The organism is Flavobacterium sp. ZE23DGlu08, assembly GCF_030505335.1.
GTDB lineage: Bacteria > Bacteroidota > Bacteroidia > Flavobacteriales > Flavobacteriaceae > Flavobacterium > Flavobacterium algoritolerans.
The window spans coordinates 913,560-937,647 of the sequence record NZ_CP130045.1 but is presented as its reverse complement, the minus strand read 5'-3'; the positions used below and the strand labels follow the sequence as shown (position 1 = coordinate 937,647).

Here is a 24,088-nt window from a genome sequence, read left to right as displayed (position 1 = left end):
ATTTATTAAATTTTACATTTTTAAAATGAACAAAAAATTCATTCGCTTTAGTGCGATTGCATTGTTATTTGCAATGAACACGTATGCACAAGAACAAGAACCAAAACAACTTGATGAAGTTGTTGTTTCCGATTCGAAATTTGCTTTGCCAAAAGAAAAATCAGGAAAAGTTATCGTGAAAATTACTGCTGCAGATTTGAAGAAAAAAGCAGGACAATCAGTAGCTTCAATTTTAAGTACGGTAGCTGGTGTTGAAATCAATGGGAATCAGAGTCGTAATGGTAAGGATTTGGGACTTTACATTCGTGGAGGAAGAAATCATCAGGTTTTAATTTTGATTGACGGGGTTCCTGTTACGGATGCTTCCGGGATTAGCTTATCGTATGATTTGAGATTGATTCCTGTGGAGCAAATTGAAAGTATTGAGATTATGAAAGGTGCTTCAAGTACTTTGTACGGTTCTGGAGCAGCTACAGGTGTTATTAATATTACACTTAAAAAAGCAGGTAAAAAAGCTATTGCTGGAAATGCATACGTGAATATTGGTACACAAACAGCTGCCAAAAATGCAAATTATAGCATACAAGATTACAGTCAAGGAATTGCTGTAAACGGTGGTTTTGAAAAAGTAAATTATTTTGCTTCTTTGAATAGTACTGAAACTACAGGGATTTCTGAGGCAAGACCATTAAATTCAAATACTAAATTTGAGAACGATGATTTTTCAAGATTAAATTCGGTGGTAAAAATTGGCTTTACGCCAACTAAAAAATTATCATTTGATTTCTTTGCAAATTATGATCGAATGAAAAACGGTTTTGATGCAGGTTCATTTTCAGATGATCTTACAAATTTCAGTCTTTCGGAGCAATTTAGAGTTGGTTTTTCTCCAAAATACAAATACAATAAAGGAGAATTGGTAATCAATACCGGTGCAAATGTAATCAATCGCGACATCTTTAGTTATGGCTCTTTATTCCAGGCAAAGTCAAGAAGTGTTGATGTTGATGCTTTTAATAAATATGAAATTTCATCTGAGCTATTTGTGGTTACAGGAGCACAATTTCAGTTTCACGAAATGTCAAACTTAAGCGAGTATGATGCAATTACAACTGATATGGCAAAATTCAATATGATTGATCCTTATGTAACGGCAGTTTATAATTCTAGTTTTGGATTAAACTTAAATGCAGGAGCACGTTATAACATTCATAGTAAATACGGGAATAATTTAGTTTATAATGTTAATCCATCGTATAGCTTTTCAGAATCATTGAAAGTATTGGCTTCTTATAGCACAGCATTTGTTACTCCAAGTTTGTACCAATTGTACTCTCCGTATGGTGATTTGGATTTATCTCCAGAGAAAGATGCAACTGCCGAAGTTGGTTTTGAAGTAAGTTTGGCAGATAAGAAAGTGGTTTTAAATGCTGTTGTTTTTCAAAGAGAAGAAGAAGATGCAATAGGGTTTGATTTGATGACTTATAAATACTTTAATGTAGATGGTAAAAACAAAGCCAAAGGTCTTGAAACAATGATTTCTTATGCTTTTAATGATAAAGTAAAATTCAATGCCAATTATACTTTTACGGAGTTAGAAAAACAATCTCGCATTCTAAACCCGAAACATAAAGCTAATGCTTCTGTGGATGTGCAAGCAACAGAACGCCTTGCTTTTAATCTGGCGTATCAGTTTGTATCAGACAGATATTTAGAATACACGACTTATCCGGAGCCAACTTATGATCCTGTTTTAAATTCAGAAATTTTGAAAGACTATCAATTAGTAAATGCCAATGCTCGTTATGAATTGATCAAAAACAGATTGAATGTTTTTGGTGCAGTTGATAATATTTTGGATAAAGATTTTGTTGAAAGTCGCGGATACAGTACAAGAGGAAGAAACTTTAAATTAGGTTTAAATTTCTTATTCTAAAAGAGTATGTTTTAGTTTTTAGTCTTAATTCCCGTTCCTAATTTGGAGCGGGTTTTTTGTTGGAGAAAATCGGATTCTTTGATTTATAATGATAAAAAAAAGAGGCTATCAGTAATGAAAGCCTCTTTTTAGTTTAATTTTTGAAATTAATATTATTCCAATGCTTTCAAAAGTCCTTCTGGAGCTTTGTCAATATACATTTGATTTTGGATTCCTTTGATTGATTTTGCATCTTTGAAAAACTCAAAATCTACTCCTGTATTTTGTTTCAACATTCTGGTTGTTCCTGTTATTTTTCCAATAGCGGTACTTAATAAAGGTTCTGAAGTGTCTCCAAGAACTCCATAAGTGCTAATAGTTTCTTTTAATAAATAATCAGGTTGTAGTCCATTGAAATAATCTCCAAAACCGGTTGAATTCACAATTTTCAATACAATCGGCTGCATGGCGTATCTGTGATTTGGGTTTCTGTTTTCGGAACCAAAAGTAGCAGAGTCATATAGTGTAACTGACCCAACATTTTTCCCTACAGTTACATCACCAATTTGTATTACATTGATATGAGGTTCTAATCCGTTGATTACTAATTCACTTGCCGATGCTGTGCTTTGAGTAGTCAATATATAGACTTTAGTCAAGTTTAAACTGTTTATTGCGGTAGTCCCAATTTTGTCAGTAAAATTATTTATTAAAGCTCCGGGATTGTTAGTTTCGAAATACGCGTTGATTTTAGCATTCCATTGTTGTTTAGCAAATACCTGTCCAGTAAATTGTCCGGTAATCATACTCGCTAAACGTGTAGCCGTTTGCACAGAACCACCTCCGTTATAACGTAAATCCAAAACTAAGTCCGTAACTCCTTGTGATTTTAAAGAAGCAAAAGCTTCATTCAATTGCGTGTCATAATTAGCATAAAAACCATTGTACATCAAATACCCTATTTTATGTGAACCGGAAGTGATTACTTTGTTGATTAAAATTGGATTTTCGGATAAAACGGTTTTTGTTAACTCTACTGATTTTCCGTTGGCAACAATAGTAGTTCCGTTATAATCTGCCAGATTTAATGTGTAAGTTTCGTTTGAACCAAATAATAGAGATTCATAATTACTCAAAGTAAGCTGAGTTCCATTTACGGCAGTAAAAAAATCACCACGCTTGATGTTCTTGTTCGACGCATCTGAATTTGCAATGATGTAACGTACATAACCAAATATTTCAGTAGTGCTTCCGGGCTTTCTGCTTAAACCAAAATCAACACCATTGTTTTTAGTTGTTCCTTGAAGCGTTCCTTCCAGCTCTAAATAATCATCCACAATCCAACTGAAACGGTCTATGGTTTTGTCAACTCTAAGCGCGTCAAACAACTCTTCAGGAACAGGGTATCCTCTTAGAAACGTATTTAATGCAGTTTGGTCTGCAAATTTATCATCTGATAAATTTGGAACATCTGCCTGCCATAAGTAATATTGGTTCATCCCTTTCCAAATAAAATCTTGTATGTCTAAACTGGCTGGTGGGGCAACATCATCATTATCTTGACAGCTTTGGAAAGTGAAAACTGCTATAAATAATAAAAGCGTAATTTTGAAACTTGTTCTCATATGTAGGTTTTAATATAATTAACGTAAAAATAGTAACTTTAGTTTTATTTTATGTTTTTTGTTACAAAAATAAAAATGAGTCGTCTAGATTATATAACCAGTTTAAAAACCAAATTTTTTATGAACCAAAATGAGTTTGTGCAACTCGTCACTCCTTTTAAAGACAAAGTCTTTAGGTTGGCTAAGCGATTGCTCGTAAGTACTGAAGAAGCCGAAGACGCAACTCAGGAAATTTTGGTCAAATTATGGAGTAAAAATGGAAATTTAGCAGCGTACAGCAGTGTAGAAGCATTTGCAATGACAATGACCAAAAATTATTGTTTGGATCAGCTAAAATCAAAAAGAACAGGAAACCTCAAAATCGTTCATACAAATTATGTAGATAAAGAACCGGGTCTCGATAAGAAAATGGAAGACTTAGACAGTTTGGATTGGGTGGAGAAAATAATGGATAAATTGCCCGTTCAACAAAGATTAATTATTCAAATGCGGGATGTTGAACAATACGAATTTGAAGAAATCGCAAAAATACTCGACATGAATGAGAGTGCGATTCGGGTGGCGCTTTCAAGAGCAAGGAAAACGATACGGGATTATATGACAGAAACACACAATTATGGAATTAGTTAAAATAGAAGATTTATTAGAAAAATACTTTCAGGGAGAAACCAGTATTGCAGAAGAAAATGAATTACGTAATTATTTTTCTTCATCGAATGTTGCGCAGCATTTAGAACAATACAAACCTTTATTTGGGTATTTCTCTCTTGCAAAAGAGCATCAGTTTACGCCAGAAATTCCAATACTCCCGAGGCCTCGGGATAAAAAACGTAATGTTGCGTGGATATCAATTGCGGCTTCGGTTGTTGTTTTGCTGGGAATAGGAACCTATGCTTATTATAGTGCAGATGTTGTTAACAAAAACCAAGATTTAGGAACGTATGATGATCCTGAAGAGGCTTTCAGAGCAACTCAAAAAGCATTATCATTATTATCAGATAATGTAAATGTTGGCATAGAAAGTGTACTGTATATTCAAGAATATCAAACCACAAAAGACAAAATATTCATTAGTACTAAAAAACAGTCTGGTGGTTCTTAATTGCCTTGAGTAAACAGTAAAAAACAAAAAAATAATTTTAAACCATAACAATTTAAAAAAATGAAATCAACAATCAATAATAACAAAATGAACAGTAATTTTAATAAGAGTAAAAAGTTTATACTAACATTAGTATTTACATTAGTTTCAAGCACATTTTTTGCACAAGCGATTTTTGATAAATTCGACGGGCAAGAAGGCGTAAAATCAATCATTGTCAATAAAAAAATGTTTGATTTGATGAGCAAAGTAAAAATGGATGCTTCAGATAAAGAAACACAACAGTACTTGAGTTTGATAAAGAAACTGGATGATTTGAAAGTGTTTACCACTAAAAGCGCCAGAATAGAAGGCGAAATGAAAGTTGTGGCTGATAAATACATAAAAACGGCAGGATTAGAAGAACTGATGCGTGTGAATGAAGATGGCAGAAGCATTAAAATTCTAGTAAAATCAGGAGCGAGTGATTCTCAAATAAGAGAGTTGTTTATGTTCATTGAAGGTGCCAAAAATGACGATACGGTTTTAATGTCTTTGAAAGGTAATTTCGATTTGAATGAAATTTCAGTTCTTACCAATAAGATGAAAATTCCTGGTGGAGAAGATTTGAAGAAAGCAACTAAAGGAAAAAAGTAAGATGAAAACAGTTTTTGGATTAGCGCTGCTATTGAGTTTGTTTCTCGTGAGCTGTAACTCGGAACCGACCTTGCAAAAGTATTTTGTGGAAAATACCGAAAACAAAAATTTTATCGCTCTTGATGTGTCACCTAATATTCTGAACGTTGATAAAACAAAATTGTCAATTGCACAGAGTGATGCTTTAAAGTCTTTTGACAAGATGAATGTTTTGGCTTTCAAATTAAACGATAAGAATAAAGCGGAATTTGAAATTGAACGTGCTAAGGTTAATTTGATTTTAAAAGACAAAAAGTACCAACAGCTTATGAAGTTTGGTTCTGGTAAAGAAGGTGCTTCGGTGAGCTTCGTAGGAACTGATGAGCATATTGAAGAGTTTGTTTTTTTTGCGAATAAAAAGGAAAATGGTTTTGCTGTTGTTCGAATTTTAGGCAAGGATATGAATCCTACTAGTGTTATGACTATGATGAGCGTTTTACAGCAATCTAATATTGATTTAGAGCAATTGAAGCCTTTGCAGCAGTTAATGAAATAAACGTATTCTAAAACAATAAAAAGCGCCTTGATAATATGTCAAGGCGCTTTTTTTATGATGTATAATTTTCGATTAAATGTAAATGTGTTATTGTTTGCAAAACATCTTTTTATTGCCACTGAATCGTTCTTGTTAAATTATGATTTTAGATATATAAATAATGAATAAGAGTTAGGATGAAAAATAAAAGGAACTAAAGCGGATTTACTTTGCCTTTCCCAACAAAGCCCAGCTTTGAAAACAAAAATGCTTCAAAAATAATTCCAAGTAAGCTTGATTATTTTTGAAGCATTTTTATTTATTCGTGACCACGGCGGGATTTGAACCCGCACGCCCTTGCGAGCACCAGCCCCTCAAGCTGGCAAGTCTACCGTTTCTCCACGTGGCCTAAAAAAAGAAAAGGTCAAGTAATAAATTACTCGACCTTTTGTGACCCGACTGGGGCTCGAACCCAGGACCCCATCATTAAAAGTGATGTGCTCTACCAACTGAGCTATCGAGTCAATGCTTCAAGGAAATTATGTGTTGATCACTAAAATTGTGACCCGACTGGGGCTCGAACCCAGGACCCCATCATTAAAAGTGATGTGCTCTACCAACTGAGCTATCGAGTCATATTCTTTCCTTGAATGCGGGTGCAAATATAAGGACTTATTTTGGAGTTTTCCAAGCAATTTTATTATAAATTTGTCTTTTTTTAACAAAATCACTCAACACCTTAATTTGTAAGGTTTTATTCAGATGAAAAAAATTATATTATTAGGTTATATGGGCTGTGGTAAGTCCACAATTGCAAATAAATTGTCAAAACTTATCGGAATTCCTTTTGTGGATTTAGATAAAAAGATTGAAGAGAAGGTAAATTTATCTATAAATGCTATTTTTGAAAAGCACGGAGAAATTTATTTTAGAAAGTTAGAACATGAAGTTTTTATCGAATTATTGCATTCGCCTGAACAATTAATCATCGGTTTAGGTGGAGGAACTCCATGTTATGCCAATAATCATGAGTTGCTAAAAGGCGATAATGTGGTGTCAGTTTATCTTAAAGCTTCTATAGATACTTTGTTCAATAGATTGAGCCATAATAAAAGCAAGCGCCCTCTTATTGCAAATAAAAGTGACGCTGAGATGAAAGAGTTTATTGCGAAACATCTTTTTGATAGAAGTTTTTATTACAATCAAGCACAATATAAAGTGAATGTTGATGATAAGACAATCGATCAGACGGTACTCGATATCGTTGCAATTCTAGCTTAAATAAGCATAATTGTCATTGTTTTCATCAAAAACGACTTGTACGTGTTCTAATAATGATGTAGAAAGTGAGATGCCTTTGAAATCAGCTTTTACAGGGTATTTTTTGTGGTTTCGGTCCACAAGTACTGCGGTTTTAAACTTTTTCAAAGGAACGTCTATAAAATGCCTAACTGCATAGATTAATGTGGTGCCTGAATTTAATACATCATCAACAAGAACTAAGCCTTTATTAGCGTACTGTTCTTTTGATAAGGAAGTGTGAATTGGTAATTCGGGATTTTGCTTATTGATTTGTACTTCGCAAAGCGAAACTTTGAGAGGAGAAATGGTTTCTAAGATTGAAGCTATTTTTTTTGCAAATGTAAAACCGTTAGAGGCAATTCCTGCAATTACAATTTCTTCTTCATCTACAAATGTTTCATAGATTTGGTAAGCAATTCTTTTTATTTTATGCTCGATTTCTTGATTCGTTAAGATAATATTTTTGCTCATTATTTTTAGTTTGTTATTTAACCATTTACAGTTTAAAATTCAAAGGATCATTTTGGTAACTTAAACAAGTAACGTTTTAGGCTTACTCATCATCTTCATCGGTGGTTGTTTCATTCCCAAATTCATCAATATCTCTTCGGTCTTTTTTGGTAGGTCTTCCGGTGCCATTTTTTCGGTAATGCTCCTTTGATAATTTCAGTAATTCTAAATGCTGGTAGGCTTCTGCTGGAGTATCATTTCTTCGGTAGATATCAACTAATTTAGCGCCAACACGATTCTCTGGTACATCCAGAACGGTGATGATTTGGGTAATTTGGTCTTTCCTGAACGTAATTTTGTCAGTAGGAAAAACCTCTTTTGATGGCTTGGCAACAAGACCATTTACAGTCACATGATTCTTTTTACAGGCCTCGGTAACCATATTTCTGGTTTTGTAATACCGCATGCACCATAAATATTTATCTATTCTCATAAATTTTCTAAAATCGGAGTTAAATAGTTTACAAAAATCAATCAATATTGTATCTTGCGCACTTAAAAATTTAGCTATAATGAACAAATTTAAGTATTATTTTATTCTATTAATTACAACCGTCTCTTTATTTTCATGTTCAAAGGATGATGCTGCTGAAATTGAACCACCTAGAGATTATGCAGCACAACTTGCTACTGATTTAACTGATATTGAAGAATATTTAAAAACCTATTCTATAACTGTTCTTAATCATCCTGGTTTTGCTGATGATCAAGATGTTACTTTTACAAAAATTCCAACAGGAGGAACAGCACCCTCTATTTATTCCTATTTGAATAGTGCCACTTTTCCTAAACTTTTGAGTAAAGAGGTGAAACTTCATGATATAACTTACAAGTTGTATTATTTAGTGTTAAGAGAAGGAGTAGGAGAGAAACCTTCTAATGTTGATGGTGTGTTAGCCGCTTACAAAGGAGATTATTTAGATCGTCAAACGGTATCTGAAGTTACGGCATTAACGGCAACCCAATTTGAAGAAGCTAAGAATCCACAACAATTTTTAAGTTTATTTAGTACAATAACAGGATGGGGTGAAACTTTTCCTGAGTTTAAGGTGGGAACGTATTCTTCTAATGCTGACGGTACAGTTTCTTATAATGATTTTGGAGCAGGAATTATGTTTATTCCTTCAGGACTTGGATATTACAATTCAGGAAGTGCCAGTATTCCAGCTTATGCTCCTTTAGTTTTTAGTTTTAAATTATTTGCAATTAGCAGATTAGATTCTGATAATGATGGAATTATGAACTTTCAAGAGGATGTAAACGGAGACGGTTACATGCGTATTTTGGCAACAGGCGTTGTGAATCCTGATGATACTGATGGAGATGGTATTCCTAACTTTTTAGATGCTGACGATGATGGAGATGGAGTTAGTACAAAAACAGAAATTACAGGAGCTAATGGTGTTTTAATTCCTTTTGCAGATATACCGAGTTGTGATGGTAATACTACTGATCCGGCTAGAGTAAAAAGACACTTAGTAAAGTGTAATTAAAAAATAAATTCAAAAAAAAATCCAGTTCAATTGAACTGGATTTTTTTTGGTGTAAAATGAAAATATTATTTTCTTTTCATTACTCTTTCTACAGCTTCAACAATCGCTTGATTGTTCAATTTGTATTTTTCCATTAGTTGTTCTGGTGTTCCAGATTCTCCAAAACTGTCATTAACCGCGACAAACTCTTGTGGAGCTGGACTGTTCAATGCTAGGACTCTGGAAACGCTTTCGCCAAGACCACCAAGAATATTATGCTCTTCAGCAGTAACGATACATTTTGTTTTTGCCAATGATTTCAAAATCGCTTCTTCATCCAATGGTTTGATCGTATGGATATTGATTACTTCAGCAGAAATACCTTTTGCTTCCAAAGCTTCAGCAGCAATTAGCGCTTCCCAAACTAAATGTCCAGTAGCAATAATTGTTACGTCAGAACCTTCGCTTAAAACAATCGCTTTTCCTATTACGAAAGGCTCATCAGCAGGCATGAAATTAGGCACAACCGGACGACCAAAACGCAAGTAAGCTGGGCCATGGTGATCTGCTAATGCTAAAGTAGCCGCTTTAGTTTGATTGTAATCACAAGTATTGATTACAGTCATTCCCGGTAACATTTTCATTAATCCAATATCTTCAAGAATTTGGTGTGTAGCACCGTCTTCACCTAATGTCAATCCAGCGTGTGAAGCACAAATTTTTACGTTTTTCTCAGAATACGCCACTGATTGACGGATTTGATCATACACTCTTCCTGTGGAAAAGTTAGCGAAAGTTCCTGTAAAAGGAATTTTACCACCAACAGTTAAACCAGCTGCTATTCCAATCATGTTTGCTTCTGCAATCCCAATTTGGAAAAAACGTTCCGGGTGATTTTTCTTGAAATCGTCAAATTTTAAAGAACCTATTAAATCCGCACAAAGTGCAACCACATTTTCATTCTTTTGACCTAATTCAGTCATTCCCGCTCCAAAACCCGAACGAGTGTCTTTACTTCCTGTATTTGTATATTTTTTCATTTTTCAATTTAGATTTTTAGCAGTATTCTACAGAACACTAATTACTGAGCTCTGAACACTTTCTAGTAGTCGCTTTCGCCTTCAGTATAATTTTGACCTAAAGCAATTTCAAGTTGCGTATCATTTGGCGCTTTACCGTGCCAAGCATGACTGTACATCATAAAATCTACACCATTACCCATTTCAGTATGCAACAACACACAAACTGGTTTTCCTTTTCCAGTTCTTGATTTTGCATCATTCATTCCAGCAATAATAGCTTCAATATCATTTCCTTTTTCAATTTCTAAAACATCCCAATCAAAAGCTTCAAATTTAGCGCGGATACTTCCCATTGCTAAAACTTCATCAGTTGTTCCGTCAATTTGTTTTCCGTTTAAATCGATTGTAGCGATAAGATTGTCTACTTTTTTTGCAGAAGCATACATGATTGCTTCCCAGTTTTGACCTTCTTGTAATTCACCATCTCCGTGAAGCGTGTAAATTATATGATTGTCACCATTTAATTTTTTAGCTTGAGCAGCACCAATTCCTACTGATAATCCTTGTCCAAGAGAACCTGACGCAATTCTCACTCCAGGTAAACCATCATGAGTAGTTGGGTGACCTTGCAATCTTGAATTGATCAAACGGAAAGTTGCTAATTCCGATACCGGGAAATAACCGCTTCTCGCTAAAACGCTGTAGAAAACAGGAGAAATATGTCCGTTTGAAAGGAAGAAAAGATCTTCTCCAATACCGTCCATATCAAAACCTTCTTTGCGTTCCATTATGTTTTGGTATAAGGTTACCAGAAATTCAGTACAACCTAGAGAACCACCTGGGTGACCTGAATTGACAGCGTGTACCATTCGAAGAATATCTCTTCTGACTTGGATTGTTAAATCGTTTAATTGTTGTGTGTTAGGCTTCATTTTGTGTGTAAAAGTTAAACTGCTGCAAATGTAATTTTTATTTAGGGTTACCGCAAAAGTTTTTAGGAATATTTAATGTAAGATTCCGTTAGAATTTAAGTTGAATAAAATTACCGGCATAAGTTTGCATAATTCACAAAAAAGCCCGCATTTGGCGGGCTTTTTTGTGAATGGAGAAACATATAATATTTGTATATTCTCCAATTACAATTATAGTTAAGTGTTCGTAATTGCATCAGCTCTGTGCGCTTGATTATTGATAGCAGTTAATGCGATTCCAGTTAATACCGCATCTGTTTTTTTCTCCTCATCAAGACTCATCGCCAATAGATTTGCCGCTTTATCTTCTCCTAAAGTTTTTGCAAAAGCATGGAGGGTTCCATAAGTTGCAATTTCATAATGTTTTACCTTTTGATCTGCTGCAATAATTCCGGCATCTCGAACAACGCCAATATCAGTTTGTCTGATCAAGCTATTTGTTTCTTTCAATATGCCTCCCATTGCTTCGCATTTTTTGGCAGTCGCTTCAACACCAGTTGCTTCAAATATTTTTTCCAAACGTGAAACGTGTTCTTGCGTCTCATTCAATTGGTTTTTTAAAGAGTTAACTAATTCTGGTGATGATGCGTTTTTCATCATTTTTGGCAATGTTTTAGTTAACACTTTCTCTGCCCAATAAATATCTTTCAATCCAACTTCAAATAAATCTCTCAATCCATGTGCTGCATTTGCTTGTACAGCTCCTTTACTATTTTCGCTTTTACCCATTTCAGTTCTCATAACACTAGTTTTTTAAGATTAATTTTTTATGAAAAATATTAAATATGATATTCTCTTAAACAAACTCATTATTTAATTTTCAAGTAGGGTAAAATTAAACATATTAAAATGTAATCAATTGTTAATTAACTAATTGTAAATACGAAATGTATGATTTTTTAAAGAAATTAATGTTCTGATTTTAGTTTTGAATAGCCGTTGGATTGTCTTTTTAAGTGGTTTGTGACTGATGATAATTCACATCCAGCCATGAACCGCCATTATAAGATTCAATTCCATGTGCCGTTAGAAACACTTGTGCCTGTCCACTTCTATTTCCCGATGCACAACAAAGAATTAATGGGGCTTTAAGTTCTTGTATTTCCTGCATTCTATGTGGTATCTCATTCAAAGGAATGTTTATGGAACCAGCAACATGACCGCCCATAAACTCATCATAGGAACGTACATCGACTATGGTTCCCAGTTTTTCTTTAATTATTTTTGCTACTTCCATTTTGTTGTTCTTTAAAGATTATTAATCTATGATAGCATAAAGCTGTTTTGCTCTATCTAAATTTACGGATTTATTCAACGGAATTTCTAAGAAATATTCCAGTTGCCATTTTTGGGTTTTTTGCGCTTGTTTGCTTTCTGTCAAGTCCCACGGCGGATACACCCGAATTCCTCGTTTTCCTTCTTTTAAGTTGGTACTGATAATTCCTTGTTGGCAAAGTACCGACTTTGGAAATATAAATTGACCAAATTTATCGTTGCTTTTAGTATTTATAACAAAAAAATCAATATCGTCTGAAACCGCATAAGGCTCGATAGGTCCATTTTCGCTTCTCTTCCAAAAAGTGACAAATTGCCCAATCTTTGTAGGGGTAATTTTTGCAAGACGAAAGAGTATTTTAATGGTGTCAAGGTCAAATTTACAGGCGCAATATTCGGCACTTTCTTTTTCTATTTCAAGATTTCGGAGGTCAAAACCACATTTGTCAAATACAAGCTCTTTAGTCTCAATTAGGTTTTCGGGAATCATTCGCGTTGTTATTTGGGCTTTTAATGGGAAACTAATTTTCTAATGGTTGTAAGTCAGTATCAGGTATAAGTTTAACTTCTTCTTCCTCATCCTTCAATTCATAAAGTAAGTGTTCTACTTCAGAATAATCCTTAATTACTTTTACAGTAATTATGGCTAGAGGAATACCAATTATTGAAGCAACAATACTGGCAATTGTAGTCGTAGTAAGCTCTTCAAGTGTCTCCGCCTTCATGGAATATCTAAAAATGAATTGCCCTAAAAATGAAGAAATAATCCATAATGCCCACCACCATCCAATGAAATGGGTCGTTAGATTTTGAGCATAATTTTCATCCTTTTTAGATAGTAAACTTTGTGTTTCCAGATACAACTCTTTCATGATTTGGTTGGGTCTATAAAGAGAAATGATTGGTACAAACCAGCAACCAGCGGCCCATCCTTCGGTGAAGGATAAACTTTCGGCTTTTATATGAAGATTGTAGTAGGCTCTCCTGAACCATCGTATAAAAGTAATTCCCGAAATCACATATACTGTCAAATAAATTAGGCCTATGATTTTTTGTCTTAAATCATTATCAGTGGCTGCTTCAGTTGTTATTTGTCCACCATTTGCAACAGTTTCTAATAAGTCATATTGCAAATAATCAGAAAGGAGTGAAATTATTTCGACAGTTAGTACAGTCCATAATAGCATAATAGCAATTTTTGCTCTTTGGCCGTTGGGTTTTAAATTTTCCATTTTTTATTTTTTTGTCAATTTAAATGCTCCACCACCTTGTTTTATAATCATTTGTTTTTCATTTGGCTTAAATTCTAGTTGTATTCCAGCGGCTAAAAACTCAAATTTATCTTTCTCAGTTGCTTCTAGCGGAAATGCTGATTGTCCGGTTGCTTGTGCAAAAAGTTTTAAATTATCTTTTGTAATTGTAATTTTCATGGGAAATCCAGCATCTGAATATTCTCCTAAATAAGGATCCAAGTCTTCGGTTTTGAGTTCGAAATTTTTAAAAGTAGGAATTACAAACGGCTTGTTGAAGTAACTACTTAAAGCAGCGATAATGATATCATTATTGTCGTATGTTTTTCCGTTTGATGTTAATGCAACGGAAATCTTGTCCTCTGTAAAATAATACAACACAGATCTGAATTCATCAATTCCTCCATTATGGCCAAATCCTTTTTTATCATAAAACGGAATTTGGAAAATCCCCATGCCGTAGTTGTCTTGCAAAGTGATCATTTGTTTTAAACTGCTTTCGTTGATTATTTTATTCGAGAATAAAAGGTCAATAAAAATGGTCAAATCAGTCGGATTAGAAACAATTGAACCAGCACCCATTGGGATTGACATATCCGTTTCTGTTTGTTTTATCCATTTTTCTGAAAATTTATAAGAATTAGATTCGTTGTTTTGAAGGCTTATTTTATCTCCTACGTAAGTATTTTTTAAGCCTAATGGCTTTGTAATTTTATCTTTTAAAATAGCTGCGTATGGTTTTTTGTATGCTTTTTGAAGAATATAACTCAACAAAACATAATTTGAATTGCTATAATCTGCTTTGCTGTTTGGTTCAAAATCACTTTTTCCTTTTGCAATAATTGCTACCATTTGCTCTTCGGATTTGGGTTCGGTATTGTACTGCAAATTCCAGTGATATTGACCACCCAATTCCAATTTAAAGTGAGCACCTGATTCCAATTCAAAATGACCACCCAATTCCGGGGCAAAATGACCACCCCATTTTTCATTAAAAACTACTCTTTTTCATCTGTTAATTAGTGTTCAAATATACTTAAATATTATCCTTTGTTTATCCCTCTTTTTTTTCTCATAGATTCTCCATGTAATTCGAGTCGATGAGATTGATGTATCAGCCTATCCAAAATTGCATCAGCTATGGTTTTTTCTCCAATGATGTCATACCAGCCTTGCACTGGGATTTGTGAGGTTACAATGATAGAACCGTTATTATGCCTGTCTTCAATGATCTCTAAAAGGGTAATTCGGTTACTGCTATCCAAAGCTTGGAGTCCAAAATCGTCTAATATAATAACATCTTGCCGTTCTATTTTGGCCAATTCTCTCAGGTAAGAACCATCTGCTTTGGCCATTTTTAATTTAGCAAACAGCTTCGAAGTATTAAAATAACTTACTTTAAAACCTTGGATACAGGCTTGATAACCTAATGCTGTGCCTAAATAACTTTTGCCTACACCAGTGCTTCCCGTTATTAAAATGTTTTCATTTTTTTCGACAAATTCACATTCTGCCAGACGCAGTATGGTATTTCGATCCAGATTACGGGTTTGGTCAAAATTGATACTTTCAATATTTGATTTGTAATGGAATCGGGCGTTGGTGATACTGCGGGCAATACGCCGATTGTGCCTTTCATCCCATTCGGCATCAATAAGCATCGATACAAACTGATCGAGCGTGTAATGGTCTGTTTTTCCGCTTTCAATGGCTGTTTTAAAAGCATTGTGCATGCCGTAAAGCTTCATTTGTTTCATTTTTGTTACTGTGGATTCATTCATGATTACTGTGTTTTAATTTAATTATAATACTGTTTTCCTCTTATGTTAGCGTGAATTGGAAGTTCCTGCTCAGGTTCTTGTTCAAATTCGATATGATCTAAGTTGTTTTCTAAAATATTTTGAATGGTCTTAAAATTGTAAATTTTAAAATCAAGTGCCCGCTTACAGGCATTTATTAATCGCTCTTTCCCTACCTTTTTCTCGAAGTTTAATATTCCCAAACAACTTTTATAAGCCTGTTCAGGATGGTTTCTACTTTCAATTATTTGCATAATATATTCTGCTACTGACTCGTCAATACTACTGGCCCAATCAATGAAGCGGGCAGCACTCCACTGAGCTACAAATTGATGCGTGCTAGCCATATGTTCCGGGATTGTGGTATAGATATAAGGTTTGTAATTCCTTGGATGGATGGCTATTCGATTGTATTTGTGATAGATCTCTACCGTTGATTTGGTATACAATAGTTTCGCTTTTTTCTTGACATATTGATACGGAACGCTATAGTAATTTTTGTCCTGACTTAATTGAACATGCCCATTTTGCATTACTGTTGCAAAGGATTGGTATTTGATTTCAAAACGTTCTTGTGGTAATGGACTTAGTTTTTGTTGTTCATCTTCTAAAAATAATTCTATCCGAGAGTACGGACGTCCTGTGAGTTTTCGACTGTTATGAGCATCCAATAAATCCCATATTTGCTGGTTTAATTCTTCCAGAGAAAAGAATTTAGTTTCTTTTAGATTTACATAAATCCTTCGATACAAGATCTTAACAGCTCCTTCAACCAATGATTTGTCTCGGGGTTTATAAGCCCTGGCAGGCAAGATTGTAGTTTGGTAATGTTCGGCTAAATCAGCCAAGGTTTCATTAATGGTGGGTTCAAAACGACTGCTTTTTATCACTGCAGATTTTAAATTATCCGGAACAATTGCCGCAGGAGTACCTTCAAAAAAACGCATAGCATTTTCTACCGATGTAACAAAATCTTCCTTTTGTTGGCTCATGGAAGCTTCGGCATAGGTGTATTGACTGGCTCCTAATATGGCTACAAAAAATTGTACTTCTTTAATTTCTCCCGTGTCTTTATCAATGATGGAGAGTGTTTTTCCAGCATAATCCACATACATTTTATCACCCGCTTTGTGATTCATGTGCATCACTGGATTGACTCGTTTGCTCCATATTTTATAATGATGTCCAAATTGCGAGCTTCGGTAACCATTAGGATTTAGGACAATATATTGCTCCCACATGTGCTGTATGGTAACGCCAACTTTTTTTAGTTCGCGTTCCATTTTAGGAAAAAAATCATAAAGAAGCTGCAGTTTGGGACTGATTGATTCCACGGTAGTGTGTGAGAACAAAAGTTCTAACTCAGCATCAGTTTTTTCACTAATTACTTCAAAACTTAATCCTAGCACTTCAAATAAAGAAATATACTTCTTTACCGTATTTCTAGAAAGAGATAAGTACTTACTTATGAATAACTTACTTTTTCCGTTACAGTAGAACTTAATTGCTTTTCTAATTTTACTCATGTCTGTTATTTTGTTTGCCATAATCCGTCTTTTTTTAACGAATGTATGGTGCTAACAACATGAAAAAGTAAGTAGTTTTTGATGATCAATTGTACCCCAAAATTAGGTGGTCAATTTGAACTGGAAAGTGGTGGTCAGTTTGCTCCGAAACTGGTGGTCAATTTGCACTGGAATAGGATGGTCAATTTGACTGGTTTTTCCACTATATCATTTAAACTTAAATTTTTGTATGTGTCAATTCCTAATCCTTTTAATTTTTGTTCCATTAAATTTTCTAATTCTTCAACGGAATATTTGTCTTTTGTATCTTTTTCAGATACTATTATGTTTAGATGAATCCTATTAGGCAACAACAAAGTATCTGCTGTTGCAGAAGTTTCAATATATGGCAAGTCAATGAAATTTTTTGTTTGTGAAAAACCTTTCGCTGAAATAAAAATTAAAAGTACTAATGTTAATTTTTTCATTTTTTTCATTTTGATTTTTTTCGGTTAATATGTTGTCTAACTTTTCCTTGCAACCGTTAGTTTGGTAATAAATCAAGCCCATTATTCGGATTTACCACCCGAGCCTTTACTTTGTGTTAGAGTAAAAAACATTAAATTTATTCAAAGGAAAGCAGAGGTGAACTTTCACCCGAGCTAAGCTTAAGACTTAACTATCGCATTAGTCCTCTGCCTTCTCCTTGAACCCGTTGAATTGCTTCAAATAGAATGATAGACATCAAGGTCTAATAAAGGCTCTAAAGAAGTTCAACATTTTTGTTTATCCTAAATCCAAAGTTATGAAAAACTATTTATTTTATGTGGGTATTGATATTTCAAAACTAAAATTAGATATCACTATTCTTGATGTTTCTTCTTTGAAATCGGAACATTTTGTTGTTGAAAACAACATAAAAAGCATTAGTCTGTTTGTCAAAAATCTAAGCAAGAAGATTGACATAAATCAAACTCTTTTTTGTTGTGAAAACACAGGGGTTTATACCAATCATCTTTCGTCTGCTTCAATGGATTTAAAGTTAGATTTATGGATTGTCCCAGCCGTTGAAATAAAAAGATCAAAGGGGATTTCAAGAGGAAAAACCGATAAATCAGACGCTAAAGATATTGCCTATTACAGCTATAGAAATATTGACAAACTCAAACTTTTTACTTTGACAGCTATAGACATTCAAAAACTAAAAATTCTGTATACCGAAAGAGAAAAAATGCTTAAATCATTATTGCTTTTAGAAACAACTAAGGAAAATAAGGGTTTTGCAAGTAAAGAAGTTTTCAAGGAAGTATCATCAATCAATCAAAGTTTAACCAAAACCATTAGAAATGCTATCCGCAAAATAGAAACCAAGATGAAAGAAATCATCAAAGCAAATGCTCAGTTGAACAAACAGACTCAACTCATCAGAACCATTCCTGGAATAGGGGAACAAACCAGCATATATTTAATCATTGCCACAAAAGGATTTACGGCTTTTAAAAATTGGAGACAATTTGCCTGTTATTCTGGAGTTGCCCCATTTGAATGCAGCTCCGGCTCTAGTATAAAAGGCAGGACTAAAGTAAATCATATGGCTGATAAAAAAATAAAATCCTTGCTGCAAATGTGCGCTATGACCACATTGAAGTATGATCCTCAATTAAAAGAATATTACAATAAGAAAAAGGCTGAAGGAAAAAATTCTATGCTTGTTTTAAACAATATTAGATGCAAACTTATAAGCAGGGTTTTTGCTGTCATTAACAGAGAAACTTCATATATAAACACGTATAAATTTGCATCGTAGTTTTAACAATTTTTACTTGTTTTTCATCATAGAATGCGATAGCGAACAGGCGAAGCAAATTATCCCAAATACAAAAGCAATTTCCCTTTAAGCCAATTTCCCAAATTCATTGTATTAGCTGTTGGCGGTAGTGCTTATTTCTGCTATTTCGTCTTTTAATTCTCTAATTTCAGAATAGCTTTTTGCTCCTAATAAATTCTTTATTTCGTCAAAATCAATTTTCCCCTTCAAATAATATTTTATTAAAATTGGTCTAATGTTTTGAAAATCATTAGAATTTATTAATTCAAATTGAACGTGAATAGTTTCTTTTGACTTTAAAAAAATGATTATCGAATTATTAGTCCCATTTGATAAAGCAGGGCCAATATTCCCTTTAGATGTATTAATTAGTTTTCCAATATAATCATCATTTGATATTTTAACTTTGTTAATTTCGTCTAGCGAATATAATTTCCCTTCTATATTTATCGATTCTTTTTCAAAAACTAAATATCCTTGTAATTTACCTCTTGAAGGTTCGATTTGAGTAATCCCTTTAAATTTGAAGATAAGCCCGACTATCATTCCAATAATTGCAAGCCATTGGAAAAAAGATTCAACTGGTTTGAATATTTGTTGTGAAATGTAGCCCAAACCTAAAATAGAGAATAAACTGCAATAATATATTTTATTGACGCTCCAATAGAATTTTTTCGTTTTTTTGAAAATTGAAAATTTATTCATCATTCTTATTTCTGCTTGTGCATTACCGCCAACGTTCTGATACTACAGCGAGTTTGGTAATGAATTAATCCCATTATTCGGATTTGCCAAATCATCCCAAATACAAAACCATTTTTCCATTAAGCCAATTGCCCAAATCCGTTGTAGTGGCTGTTATGCACAGCTTTTTGTGTTTATTTTGGAATATTTAAAATTCTTTCTATATCTTTTAAATAATCAATTGAATCATTTGTTGATTCTTTTATATTAAGACTATTTCTGAAATCTTGTAAAATCTTATATTCTATCAAATCAATAATATTTGTAAGTGAATCAACTTTAATTTTAAAAATGTAATCGAGTTCTTCATTTGTTAAAGTTATATTCAATATTTGCTTTAAATTTTTATCTTTTTTCCATTGATATATTTCACCTTTACTGTAACTGTAAAGAAAGCTATGTGTAACTCTACCAAGAAGAGAACGGTAAGTGAAAAATAATTTATATGTGAAATCACTTAGATATGGTTTGTATTTTAAAAATTCATCATCACTAACCATTTTTAAAACTTCTACTCCGCTGTCATAAGATCTAAGTAAAGGCCCAATTTTTAAATTTTTATCTAATTTATCAAAAGCATTCACATCTTCAAGTTCACTATCAAGCATTATTTGGTGAATTAATAATACACCGCTAGGGATTTTTTTCCGTATTTCTAAAATCGAATTCCAAACTAATTCATAAGCTAAAATTCTCTTATCTAATATTTTTTGTGATGAAGAAAAATAATTTTCAATCGTAGAATTTAAGATGCTATTATTTTTATCAATTTCACCTTTAATATTTAGTACTTTTTTATCATAACTATGAGTTATAGCTTTTTCAATTTTTGCAGAGATTCCCTTTGATAAAAACAGAAAGCAACTCGTAAGTATGACGGCTGTTCCACCGAGTAATTTCACAATTGTCCAATTGTCAATTTTATAAATAATTTCTTCCATTAAGTTGTTGAATTTACTCAGGTTGTCTTTTAAAGTTGTGCATAACTTGTATATATGTATGACAAAATCATATAAAGCATCCTCAATTTGGGTAGATATGTATGATTTATATCATATTTATATTTCTCAAATATATAAAAATAATAGTACAAATTCGGACTTTGGTTTGAAGTTGAAATTGATTTTTGGAATTGCATTGTAGTTGATTTGCGTGAGGGATAGTAGTGAAAATCCTCCCGATTTTTCTTCGGGAGATTATAACGAATAGCCCGACCAGGTCGTAACGCTAGTGAAGGCTTGGGCACGCCCCAAAAAAACATTGGAATTAGGTTCTAAATGCTGTTTTTGAAACTTGAAAAACGTTTTTCCCAAATCTTAAATAAATTTTTAAATTATGTAATTATCTAATTTTCAAATTAACCTATCTTTGCCAGCCGAACAATCGGGTGAAATACGTTACTATGAAGTTTGATTTATTAAAAAAAGATCCGCAGTCCAAAGCCAGAGCGGGAACTGTTACCACTGATCACGGTGTGATTGAAACCCCAATTTTTATGCCTGTAGGAACCGTAGGTTCTGTAAAAGGGGTGCATCAACGCGAATTGAAAGACGATATAAACCCTGATATTATCTTGGGAAATACTTACCATTTATACTTGAGACCACAAACCGAAATCCTGGAGAAAGCGGGTGGTTTGCATAAATTCATGAACTGGGATCGTAATATTTTGACGGATTCCGGAGGTTACCAAGTGTATTCCCTTTCGGCAAACCGAAAAATTAAGGAAGAAGGAGTAAAGTTCAAATCGCACATTGACGGTTCGTACCACTTTTTTACGCCAGAGAATGTGATGGAAATTCAACGTACTATTGGTGCTGATATTATCATGGCTTTTGATGAGTGTACGCCATATCCATGTGATTACAACTACGCAAAACGTTCGATGAAAATGACGCATCGCTGGTTAGACCGTTGCATCAATCATTTAGACACGCAGCCTTTTAAATACGGATACGAACAAACGTTTTTCCCAATTGTTCAGGGAAGTTGTTATAAAGATTTACGCCAACAATCAGCGGAATATATTGCGAATTCAAACCAACAAGGAAATGCGATTGGCGGACTTTCAGTAGGGGAACCTGCGGAGGAAATGTATGCCATGACCGAAGTGGTTTGTGAAATTTTACCGGAAGACAAACCGCGTTACCTGATGGGCGTGGGAACTCCGATAAATATTCTAGAAAATATAGCTCTTGGAATCGATATGTTTGATTGTGTGATGCCAACGCGTAACGCCAGAAACGGAATGTTATTTACAGCAAATGGTACAATAAATATAAAAAATAAAAAGTGGGAAGATGATTTTTCGCCAATTGACGAAATGGGAATCACTTACGTGGACACCGAATATACAAAAGCGTATTTGCGTCACCTTTTTGCTGCCAATGAATATCTTGGAAAACAAATTGCCACGATACACAATCTTGGTTTTTATATGTGGTTGGTTCGTGAAGCGAGAAAACATATCTTAGCGGGCGATTTCAGACCTTGGAAAGAAATGATGGTGAAAAATATGAGCCAAAGACTTTAAAAATGTTTAATCGTTTAATCGTTAATTCGGTTAAACGATTAAACAAATAACCGATTAAACTTTACTATGCTTACAATAATAGACAAATACATCCTAAAAAGATATTTAGCCACATTTGCGGTGATGCTGTTGTTGTTTATCCCCATAGGAATTGTTGTTGATGTATCGGAGAAGATCAATAAAATGCTCGAAAATAAAGTTGCGTTTTTAGAGATTGCACTTTACTATTACAATTTTACGATTTATTTTGCAAATTCCCTTTTCCCGATATTTTTGTTTTTATCGGTGATTTGGTTTACTTCAAAACTGGCAAATGACACGGAGATTATCGCGATTTTAAGTTCTGGGATTTCATTTACGCGCTTTCTAAGGCCTTATATAATAGGCGCTTCCATTGTTTCCGTTTTTGTATTGCTGATGGGTTTCTTTGTGGTTCCTGCAGCCAGTGAAGGATTCAATAATTTTAGATATACGTACTTGAAAGGTGGCGGAAAAGAAGCGATGCGTGGCGATAATACGGACGTTTACAGACAAATTAGTGATGATGAGTTTATCTATGTAAACAGTTTTAACGCGGAGTCTAAAACTGCTTTTAGTTTTTCACTTGAAAAGTTTAAAAACGAAAAGTTAGTCCATAAAATTACCGCTACCAGAATCAAATGGAATCAAAAGGACAGCACTTACACCATGTATGATTATACCAAAAGAACGGTGGGTGAACTGAATGATAAGATTGAAAAAGCACCTCAAAAAGACGCTGTTTTCACTTTTGATTTGGAGGATTTAACACCGGTGGTTTACATTGCAGAAACCTTGAGTTTAGGGAAATTAAATGCCTTTATTAAAAAAGAAAGAGAAAGAGGTTCCTCTAATATCAATGTGTATTTGGTGGTTTTGTATAAAAAATATAGTGTTCCGGTATCGGCATTTATTCTTACCATTATTGCTGTTGCCGTTTCCGCCATGAAGCGAAGAGGAGGAATGGGAACTAATTTAGCCATAGGAATTGCATTGGCTTTTGCCTTTGTATTTTTTGATAAAATCTTTGGCGTATTGGCCGAAAAATCGAGTATTCCACCCATGTTAGCCGTTTGGTTGCCTAATATTGCTTTTGGAATTTTAGCCATTTATTTGTTACGTAATGCAAAACGATAAATTAAAGAGTTACTTAAATCTTCATTTGATAGTTTTTATATGGGGTTTTACCGCCATTTTAGGAGCTTTAATCACCATTACCGCCGATGCTTTAGTTTGGTATCGCATGTTTTTTGCAGGGCTGTTTTTAGCTTTGTTTATTGCATTCAAGAAGATATCATTTAAAATCCCTTTAAAATCCTTCTTGAAATTGATTTTTGTGGGATTGCTGATTGCTTTGCATTGGATCTTCTTCTTCAAAGCCATTCATGTTTCTAATGTATCCATTACTCTATCCGTTTTTTCGCTGGGAGCGTTTTTTGCTTCCATTTTAGAGCCTGTTTTTTATGGTCGAAAAGTATTGTGGTACGAAGTATTTTTTGGTCTTATTATTATTGCTGGTCTGGCATTGATTATGAAAGTCGAAATTAACTATTTGGACGGAATGCTATATGCCTTGGCATCGATTATATTAGGTGTTTTGTTTACGCTGATGAATGGAAAATTGATAGAAAAGCACGAACCTCCAGTAATTGCTTTTTACGAATTTCTGGCAGGCGTTTTCTTTATTACGATTTACTTTTTGTTCCAACAAAAATTCACTGCGGACTTCTTTATACTGGCAGCTAATAATTGGGTTTTAATACTTATTTTGGCTTCTATTTGTACGGCTTATGCGTTTACCGCTTCTGTAAAAGTAATGCGAAAACTAACGCCCTACACTGTAATGCTGACTACAAATTTAGAGCCGGTTTACGGGATTGTTTTGGCCTATTTTATCCTTGGCGGAAAAGAGAAAATGAGCTTTGAGTTTTATATCGGAGCACTAATAATTGTAATCACTGTAATCCTGAACGGAGTTATAAAACACTATCAAAAGGACAAATAAGAATAACTTTCTCAACGTTTTGAGAAGCAAACTTTTACACATAAATATAAAATTTACCTTTT

General features: G+C 33.8%; 26 protein-coding genes and 3 tRNA genes. 11 read left to right on the top strand and 18 right to left on the bottom strand.

Annotation, left to right across the window (positions count from 1 at the left end; all coding sequences use genetic code 11):
- The first annotated feature begins 25 nt into the window (after positions 1–25).
- Positions 26–1,936, top strand: a complete 1,911-nt coding sequence (locus Q1W72_RS04095; RefSeq protein WP_099716378.1) for a TonB-dependent siderophore receptor — start codon at positions 26–28, stop codon at positions 1,934–1,936.
- Positions 1,937–2,088: 152 nt separating this feature from the next.
- Here the strand turns inward: Q1W72_RS04095 and Q1W72_RS04090 are convergent, their stop codons facing one another.
- The gene (locus tag Q1W72_RS04090) at positions 2,089–3,540 is read right to left on the bottom strand and encodes a S41 family peptidase (RefSeq protein ID WP_099716047.1); all 1,452 of its coding nucleotides are present in this window, start codon (positions 3,538–3,540) and stop codon (positions 2,089–2,091) included.
- Between the two features lie 120 nt (positions 3,541–3,660).
- Between Q1W72_RS04090 and Q1W72_RS04085 the strand changes: the two genes are divergently transcribed.
- From Q1W72_RS04085 to Q1W72_RS04070, 4 genes are read left to right on the top strand one after another with little or no spacing between them, the layout of a single operon-like run.
- Positions 3,661–4,170, top strand: a complete 510-nt coding sequence (locus Q1W72_RS04085; protein ID WP_302137439.1) for an RNA polymerase sigma factor — start codon at positions 3,661–3,663, stop codon at positions 4,168–4,170.
- Complete coding sequence (locus Q1W72_RS04080) at positions 4,157–4,642, top strand: hypothetical protein (protein WP_099716046.1); 486 nt, start codon at positions 4,157–4,159, stop codon at positions 4,640–4,642. Before Q1W72_RS04085 ends, Q1W72_RS04080 begins: the two co-directional genes overlap by 14 nt.
- Positions 4,643–4,702: 60 nt before the next feature.
- Positions 4,703–5,278, top strand: coding sequence for a DUF4252 domain-containing protein (locus Q1W72_RS04075; RefSeq protein WP_233206922.1), 576 nt, complete (start codon positions 4,703–4,705; stop codon positions 5,276–5,278).
- 1 nt (position 5,279) lies between these two features.
- Positions 5,280–5,813, top strand: coding sequence for a DUF4252 domain-containing protein (locus tag Q1W72_RS04070; protein ID WP_099716045.1), 534 nt, complete (start codon positions 5,280–5,282; stop codon positions 5,811–5,813).
- 305 nt (positions 5,814–6,118) lie between these two features.
- Here the strand turns inward: Q1W72_RS04070 and Q1W72_RS04065 are convergent.
- From Q1W72_RS04065 to Q1W72_RS04055, 3 genes are all read right to left on the bottom strand, one after another.
- Positions 6,119–6,201: transfer RNA gene (locus tag Q1W72_RS04065), tRNA-Leu, on the bottom strand.
- A 42-nt stretch (positions 6,202–6,243) separates the two neighbouring features.
- A tRNA-Lys gene (locus tag Q1W72_RS04060) sits at positions 6,244–6,316 on the bottom strand.
- 38 nt (positions 6,317–6,354) lie between these two features.
- Positions 6,355–6,427: transfer RNA gene (locus Q1W72_RS04055), tRNA-Lys, on the bottom strand.
- A 127-nt stretch (positions 6,428–6,554) separates the two neighbouring features.
- On the opposite strand from Q1W72_RS04055, the gene Q1W72_RS04050 reads away from it, so the two are divergent.
- Positions 6,555–7,073 carry a shikimate kinase gene (locus Q1W72_RS04050; RefSeq protein WP_099716044.1) on the top strand — a complete coding sequence of 173 codons (519 nt, stop codon included), beginning with the start codon at positions 6,555–6,557 and terminating at the stop codon, positions 7,071–7,073.
- Here the strand turns inward: Q1W72_RS04050 and Q1W72_RS04045 are convergent.
- On the bottom strand, positions 7,065–7,565 hold the full coding sequence (locus Q1W72_RS04045; RefSeq protein ID WP_099716043.1) for a phosphoribosyltransferase domain-containing protein: 501 nt from the start codon (positions 7,563–7,565) through the stop codon (positions 7,065–7,067). The two genes, Q1W72_RS04050 and Q1W72_RS04045, sit on opposite strands and share 9 nt — an antisense overlap.
- 82 nt (positions 7,566–7,647) lie before the next feature.
- Positions 7,648–8,037 carry an RNA-binding S4 domain-containing protein gene (locus tag Q1W72_RS04040; RefSeq protein ID WP_099716042.1) on the bottom strand — a complete coding sequence of 130 codons (390 nt, stop codon included), beginning with the start codon at positions 8,035–8,037 and terminating at the stop codon, positions 7,648–7,650.
- Between the two features lie 79 nt (positions 8,038–8,116).
- On the opposite strand from Q1W72_RS04040, the gene Q1W72_RS04035 reads away from it, so the two are divergent.
- Positions 8,117–9,097 carry an FKBP-type peptidyl-prolyl cis-trans isomerase gene (locus Q1W72_RS04035; protein ID WP_099716375.1) on the top strand — a complete coding sequence of 327 codons (981 nt, stop codon included), beginning with the start codon at positions 8,117–8,119 and terminating at the stop codon, positions 9,095–9,097.
- Between the two features lie 65 nt (positions 9,098–9,162).
- On the opposite strand, the gene Q1W72_RS04030 is transcribed toward Q1W72_RS04035, so the two are convergent.
- From Q1W72_RS04030 to Q1W72_RS03985, 10 genes are all read right to left on the bottom strand, one after another.
- Positions 9,163–10,116 carry a transketolase family protein gene (locus tag Q1W72_RS04030; RefSeq protein WP_282733504.1) on the bottom strand — a complete coding sequence of 318 codons (954 nt, stop codon included), beginning with the start codon at positions 10,114–10,116 and terminating at the stop codon, positions 9,163–9,165.
- 62 nt (positions 10,117–10,178) lie between these two features.
- Positions 10,179–11,030 carry a transketolase gene (locus Q1W72_RS04025; RefSeq protein WP_099716040.1) on the bottom strand — a complete coding sequence of 284 codons (852 nt, stop codon included), beginning with the start codon at positions 11,028–11,030 and terminating at the stop codon, positions 10,179–10,181.
- A 216-nt stretch (positions 11,031–11,246) separates the two neighbouring features.
- Complete coding sequence (locus tag Q1W72_RS04020; RefSeq protein WP_233206921.1) at positions 11,247–11,810, bottom strand: ferritin-like domain-containing protein; 564 nt, start codon at positions 11,808–11,810, stop codon at positions 11,247–11,249.
- A gap of 211 nt (positions 11,811–12,021) precedes the next feature.
- Positions 12,022–12,306 carry a rhodanese-like domain-containing protein gene (locus Q1W72_RS04015; protein WP_099716039.1) on the bottom strand — a complete coding sequence of 95 codons (285 nt, stop codon included), beginning with the start codon at positions 12,304–12,306 and terminating at the stop codon, positions 12,022–12,024.
- A gap of 21 nt (positions 12,307–12,327) precedes the next feature.
- Positions 12,328–12,834 carry a MepB family protein gene (locus Q1W72_RS04010; protein WP_302137438.1) on the bottom strand — a complete coding sequence of 169 codons (507 nt, stop codon included), beginning with the start codon at positions 12,832–12,834 and terminating at the stop codon, positions 12,328–12,330.
- Positions 12,835–12,865: 31 nt separating this feature from the next.
- Positions 12,866–13,576, bottom strand: a complete 711-nt coding sequence (locus Q1W72_RS04005; RefSeq protein WP_302137437.1) for a DUF4328 domain-containing protein — start codon at positions 13,574–13,576, stop codon at positions 12,866–12,868.
- Positions 13,577–13,579: 3 nt separating this feature from the next.
- On the bottom strand, positions 13,580–14,482 hold the full coding sequence (locus Q1W72_RS04000) for a serine hydrolase (protein ID WP_302137436.1): 903 nt from the start codon (positions 14,480–14,482) through the stop codon (positions 13,580–13,582).
- A 155-nt stretch (positions 14,483–14,637) separates the two neighbouring features.
- The gene (istB, locus tag Q1W72_RS03995) at positions 14,638–15,375 is read right to left on the bottom strand and encodes an IS21-like element helper ATPase IstB (RefSeq protein ID WP_113667236.1); all 738 of its coding nucleotides are present in this window, start codon (positions 15,373–15,375) and stop codon (positions 14,638–14,640) included.
- Between the two features lie 17 nt (positions 15,376–15,392).
- Entirely contained in the window at positions 15,393–16,940 is a 1,548-nt protein-coding gene (gene istA, locus Q1W72_RS03990; RefSeq protein ID WP_158730039.1) for an IS21 family transposase, read from the bottom strand.
- Positions 16,941–17,053: 113 nt separating this feature from the next.
- Entirely contained in the window at positions 17,054–17,386 is a 333-nt protein-coding gene (locus Q1W72_RS03985) for a hypothetical protein (protein WP_302137435.1), read from the bottom strand.
- 317 nt (positions 17,387–17,703) lie between these two features.
- Here Q1W72_RS03985 and Q1W72_RS03980 point away from each other — a divergent pair, with 317 nt between their 5' ends.
- A complete protein-coding gene (locus Q1W72_RS03980; RefSeq protein ID WP_099714043.1) occupies positions 17,704–18,705 on the top strand; it encodes a transposase in 1,002 nt (333 codons plus the stop codon).
- A 114-nt stretch (positions 18,706–18,819) separates the two neighbouring features.
- On the opposite strand, the gene Q1W72_RS03975 is transcribed toward Q1W72_RS03980, so the two are convergent.
- Both Q1W72_RS03975 and Q1W72_RS03970 read right to left on the bottom strand, forming a co-directional pair.
- Positions 18,820–19,434 (bottom strand): hypothetical protein, encoded by a 615-nt coding sequence (locus tag Q1W72_RS03975; RefSeq protein ID WP_302137434.1) that lies wholly within the window; start codon positions 19,432–19,434, stop codon positions 18,820–18,822.
- A gap of 170 nt (positions 19,435–19,604) precedes the next feature.
- Positions 19,605–20,411: a hypothetical protein gene (locus Q1W72_RS03970; protein WP_302137433.1), complete on the bottom strand. Its 807-nt coding sequence runs from the start codon at positions 20,409–20,411 to the stop codon at positions 19,605–19,607.
- A 461-nt stretch (positions 20,412–20,872) separates the two neighbouring features.
- Between Q1W72_RS03970 and tgt the strand changes: the two genes are divergently transcribed.
- From tgt to Q1W72_RS03955, 3 genes are all read left to right on the top strand, one after another.
- Complete coding sequence (gene tgt / locus Q1W72_RS03965; protein ID WP_099716030.1) at positions 20,873–22,003, top strand: tRNA guanosine(34) transglycosylase Tgt; 1,131 nt, start codon at positions 20,873–20,875, stop codon at positions 22,001–22,003.
- A 66-nt stretch (positions 22,004–22,069) separates the two neighbouring features.
- On the top strand, positions 22,070–23,158 hold the full coding sequence (locus Q1W72_RS03960; RefSeq protein ID WP_099716029.1) for an LptF/LptG family permease: 1,089 nt from the start codon (positions 22,070–22,072) through the stop codon (positions 23,156–23,158).
- The gene (locus tag Q1W72_RS03955; RefSeq protein WP_302137432.1) at positions 23,145–24,026 is read left to right on the top strand and encodes a DMT family transporter; all 882 of its coding nucleotides are present in this window, start codon (positions 23,145–23,147) and stop codon (positions 24,024–24,026) included. Before Q1W72_RS03960 ends, Q1W72_RS03955 begins: the two co-directional genes overlap by 14 nt.
- Positions 24,027–24,088 lie beyond the last annotated feature (62 nt).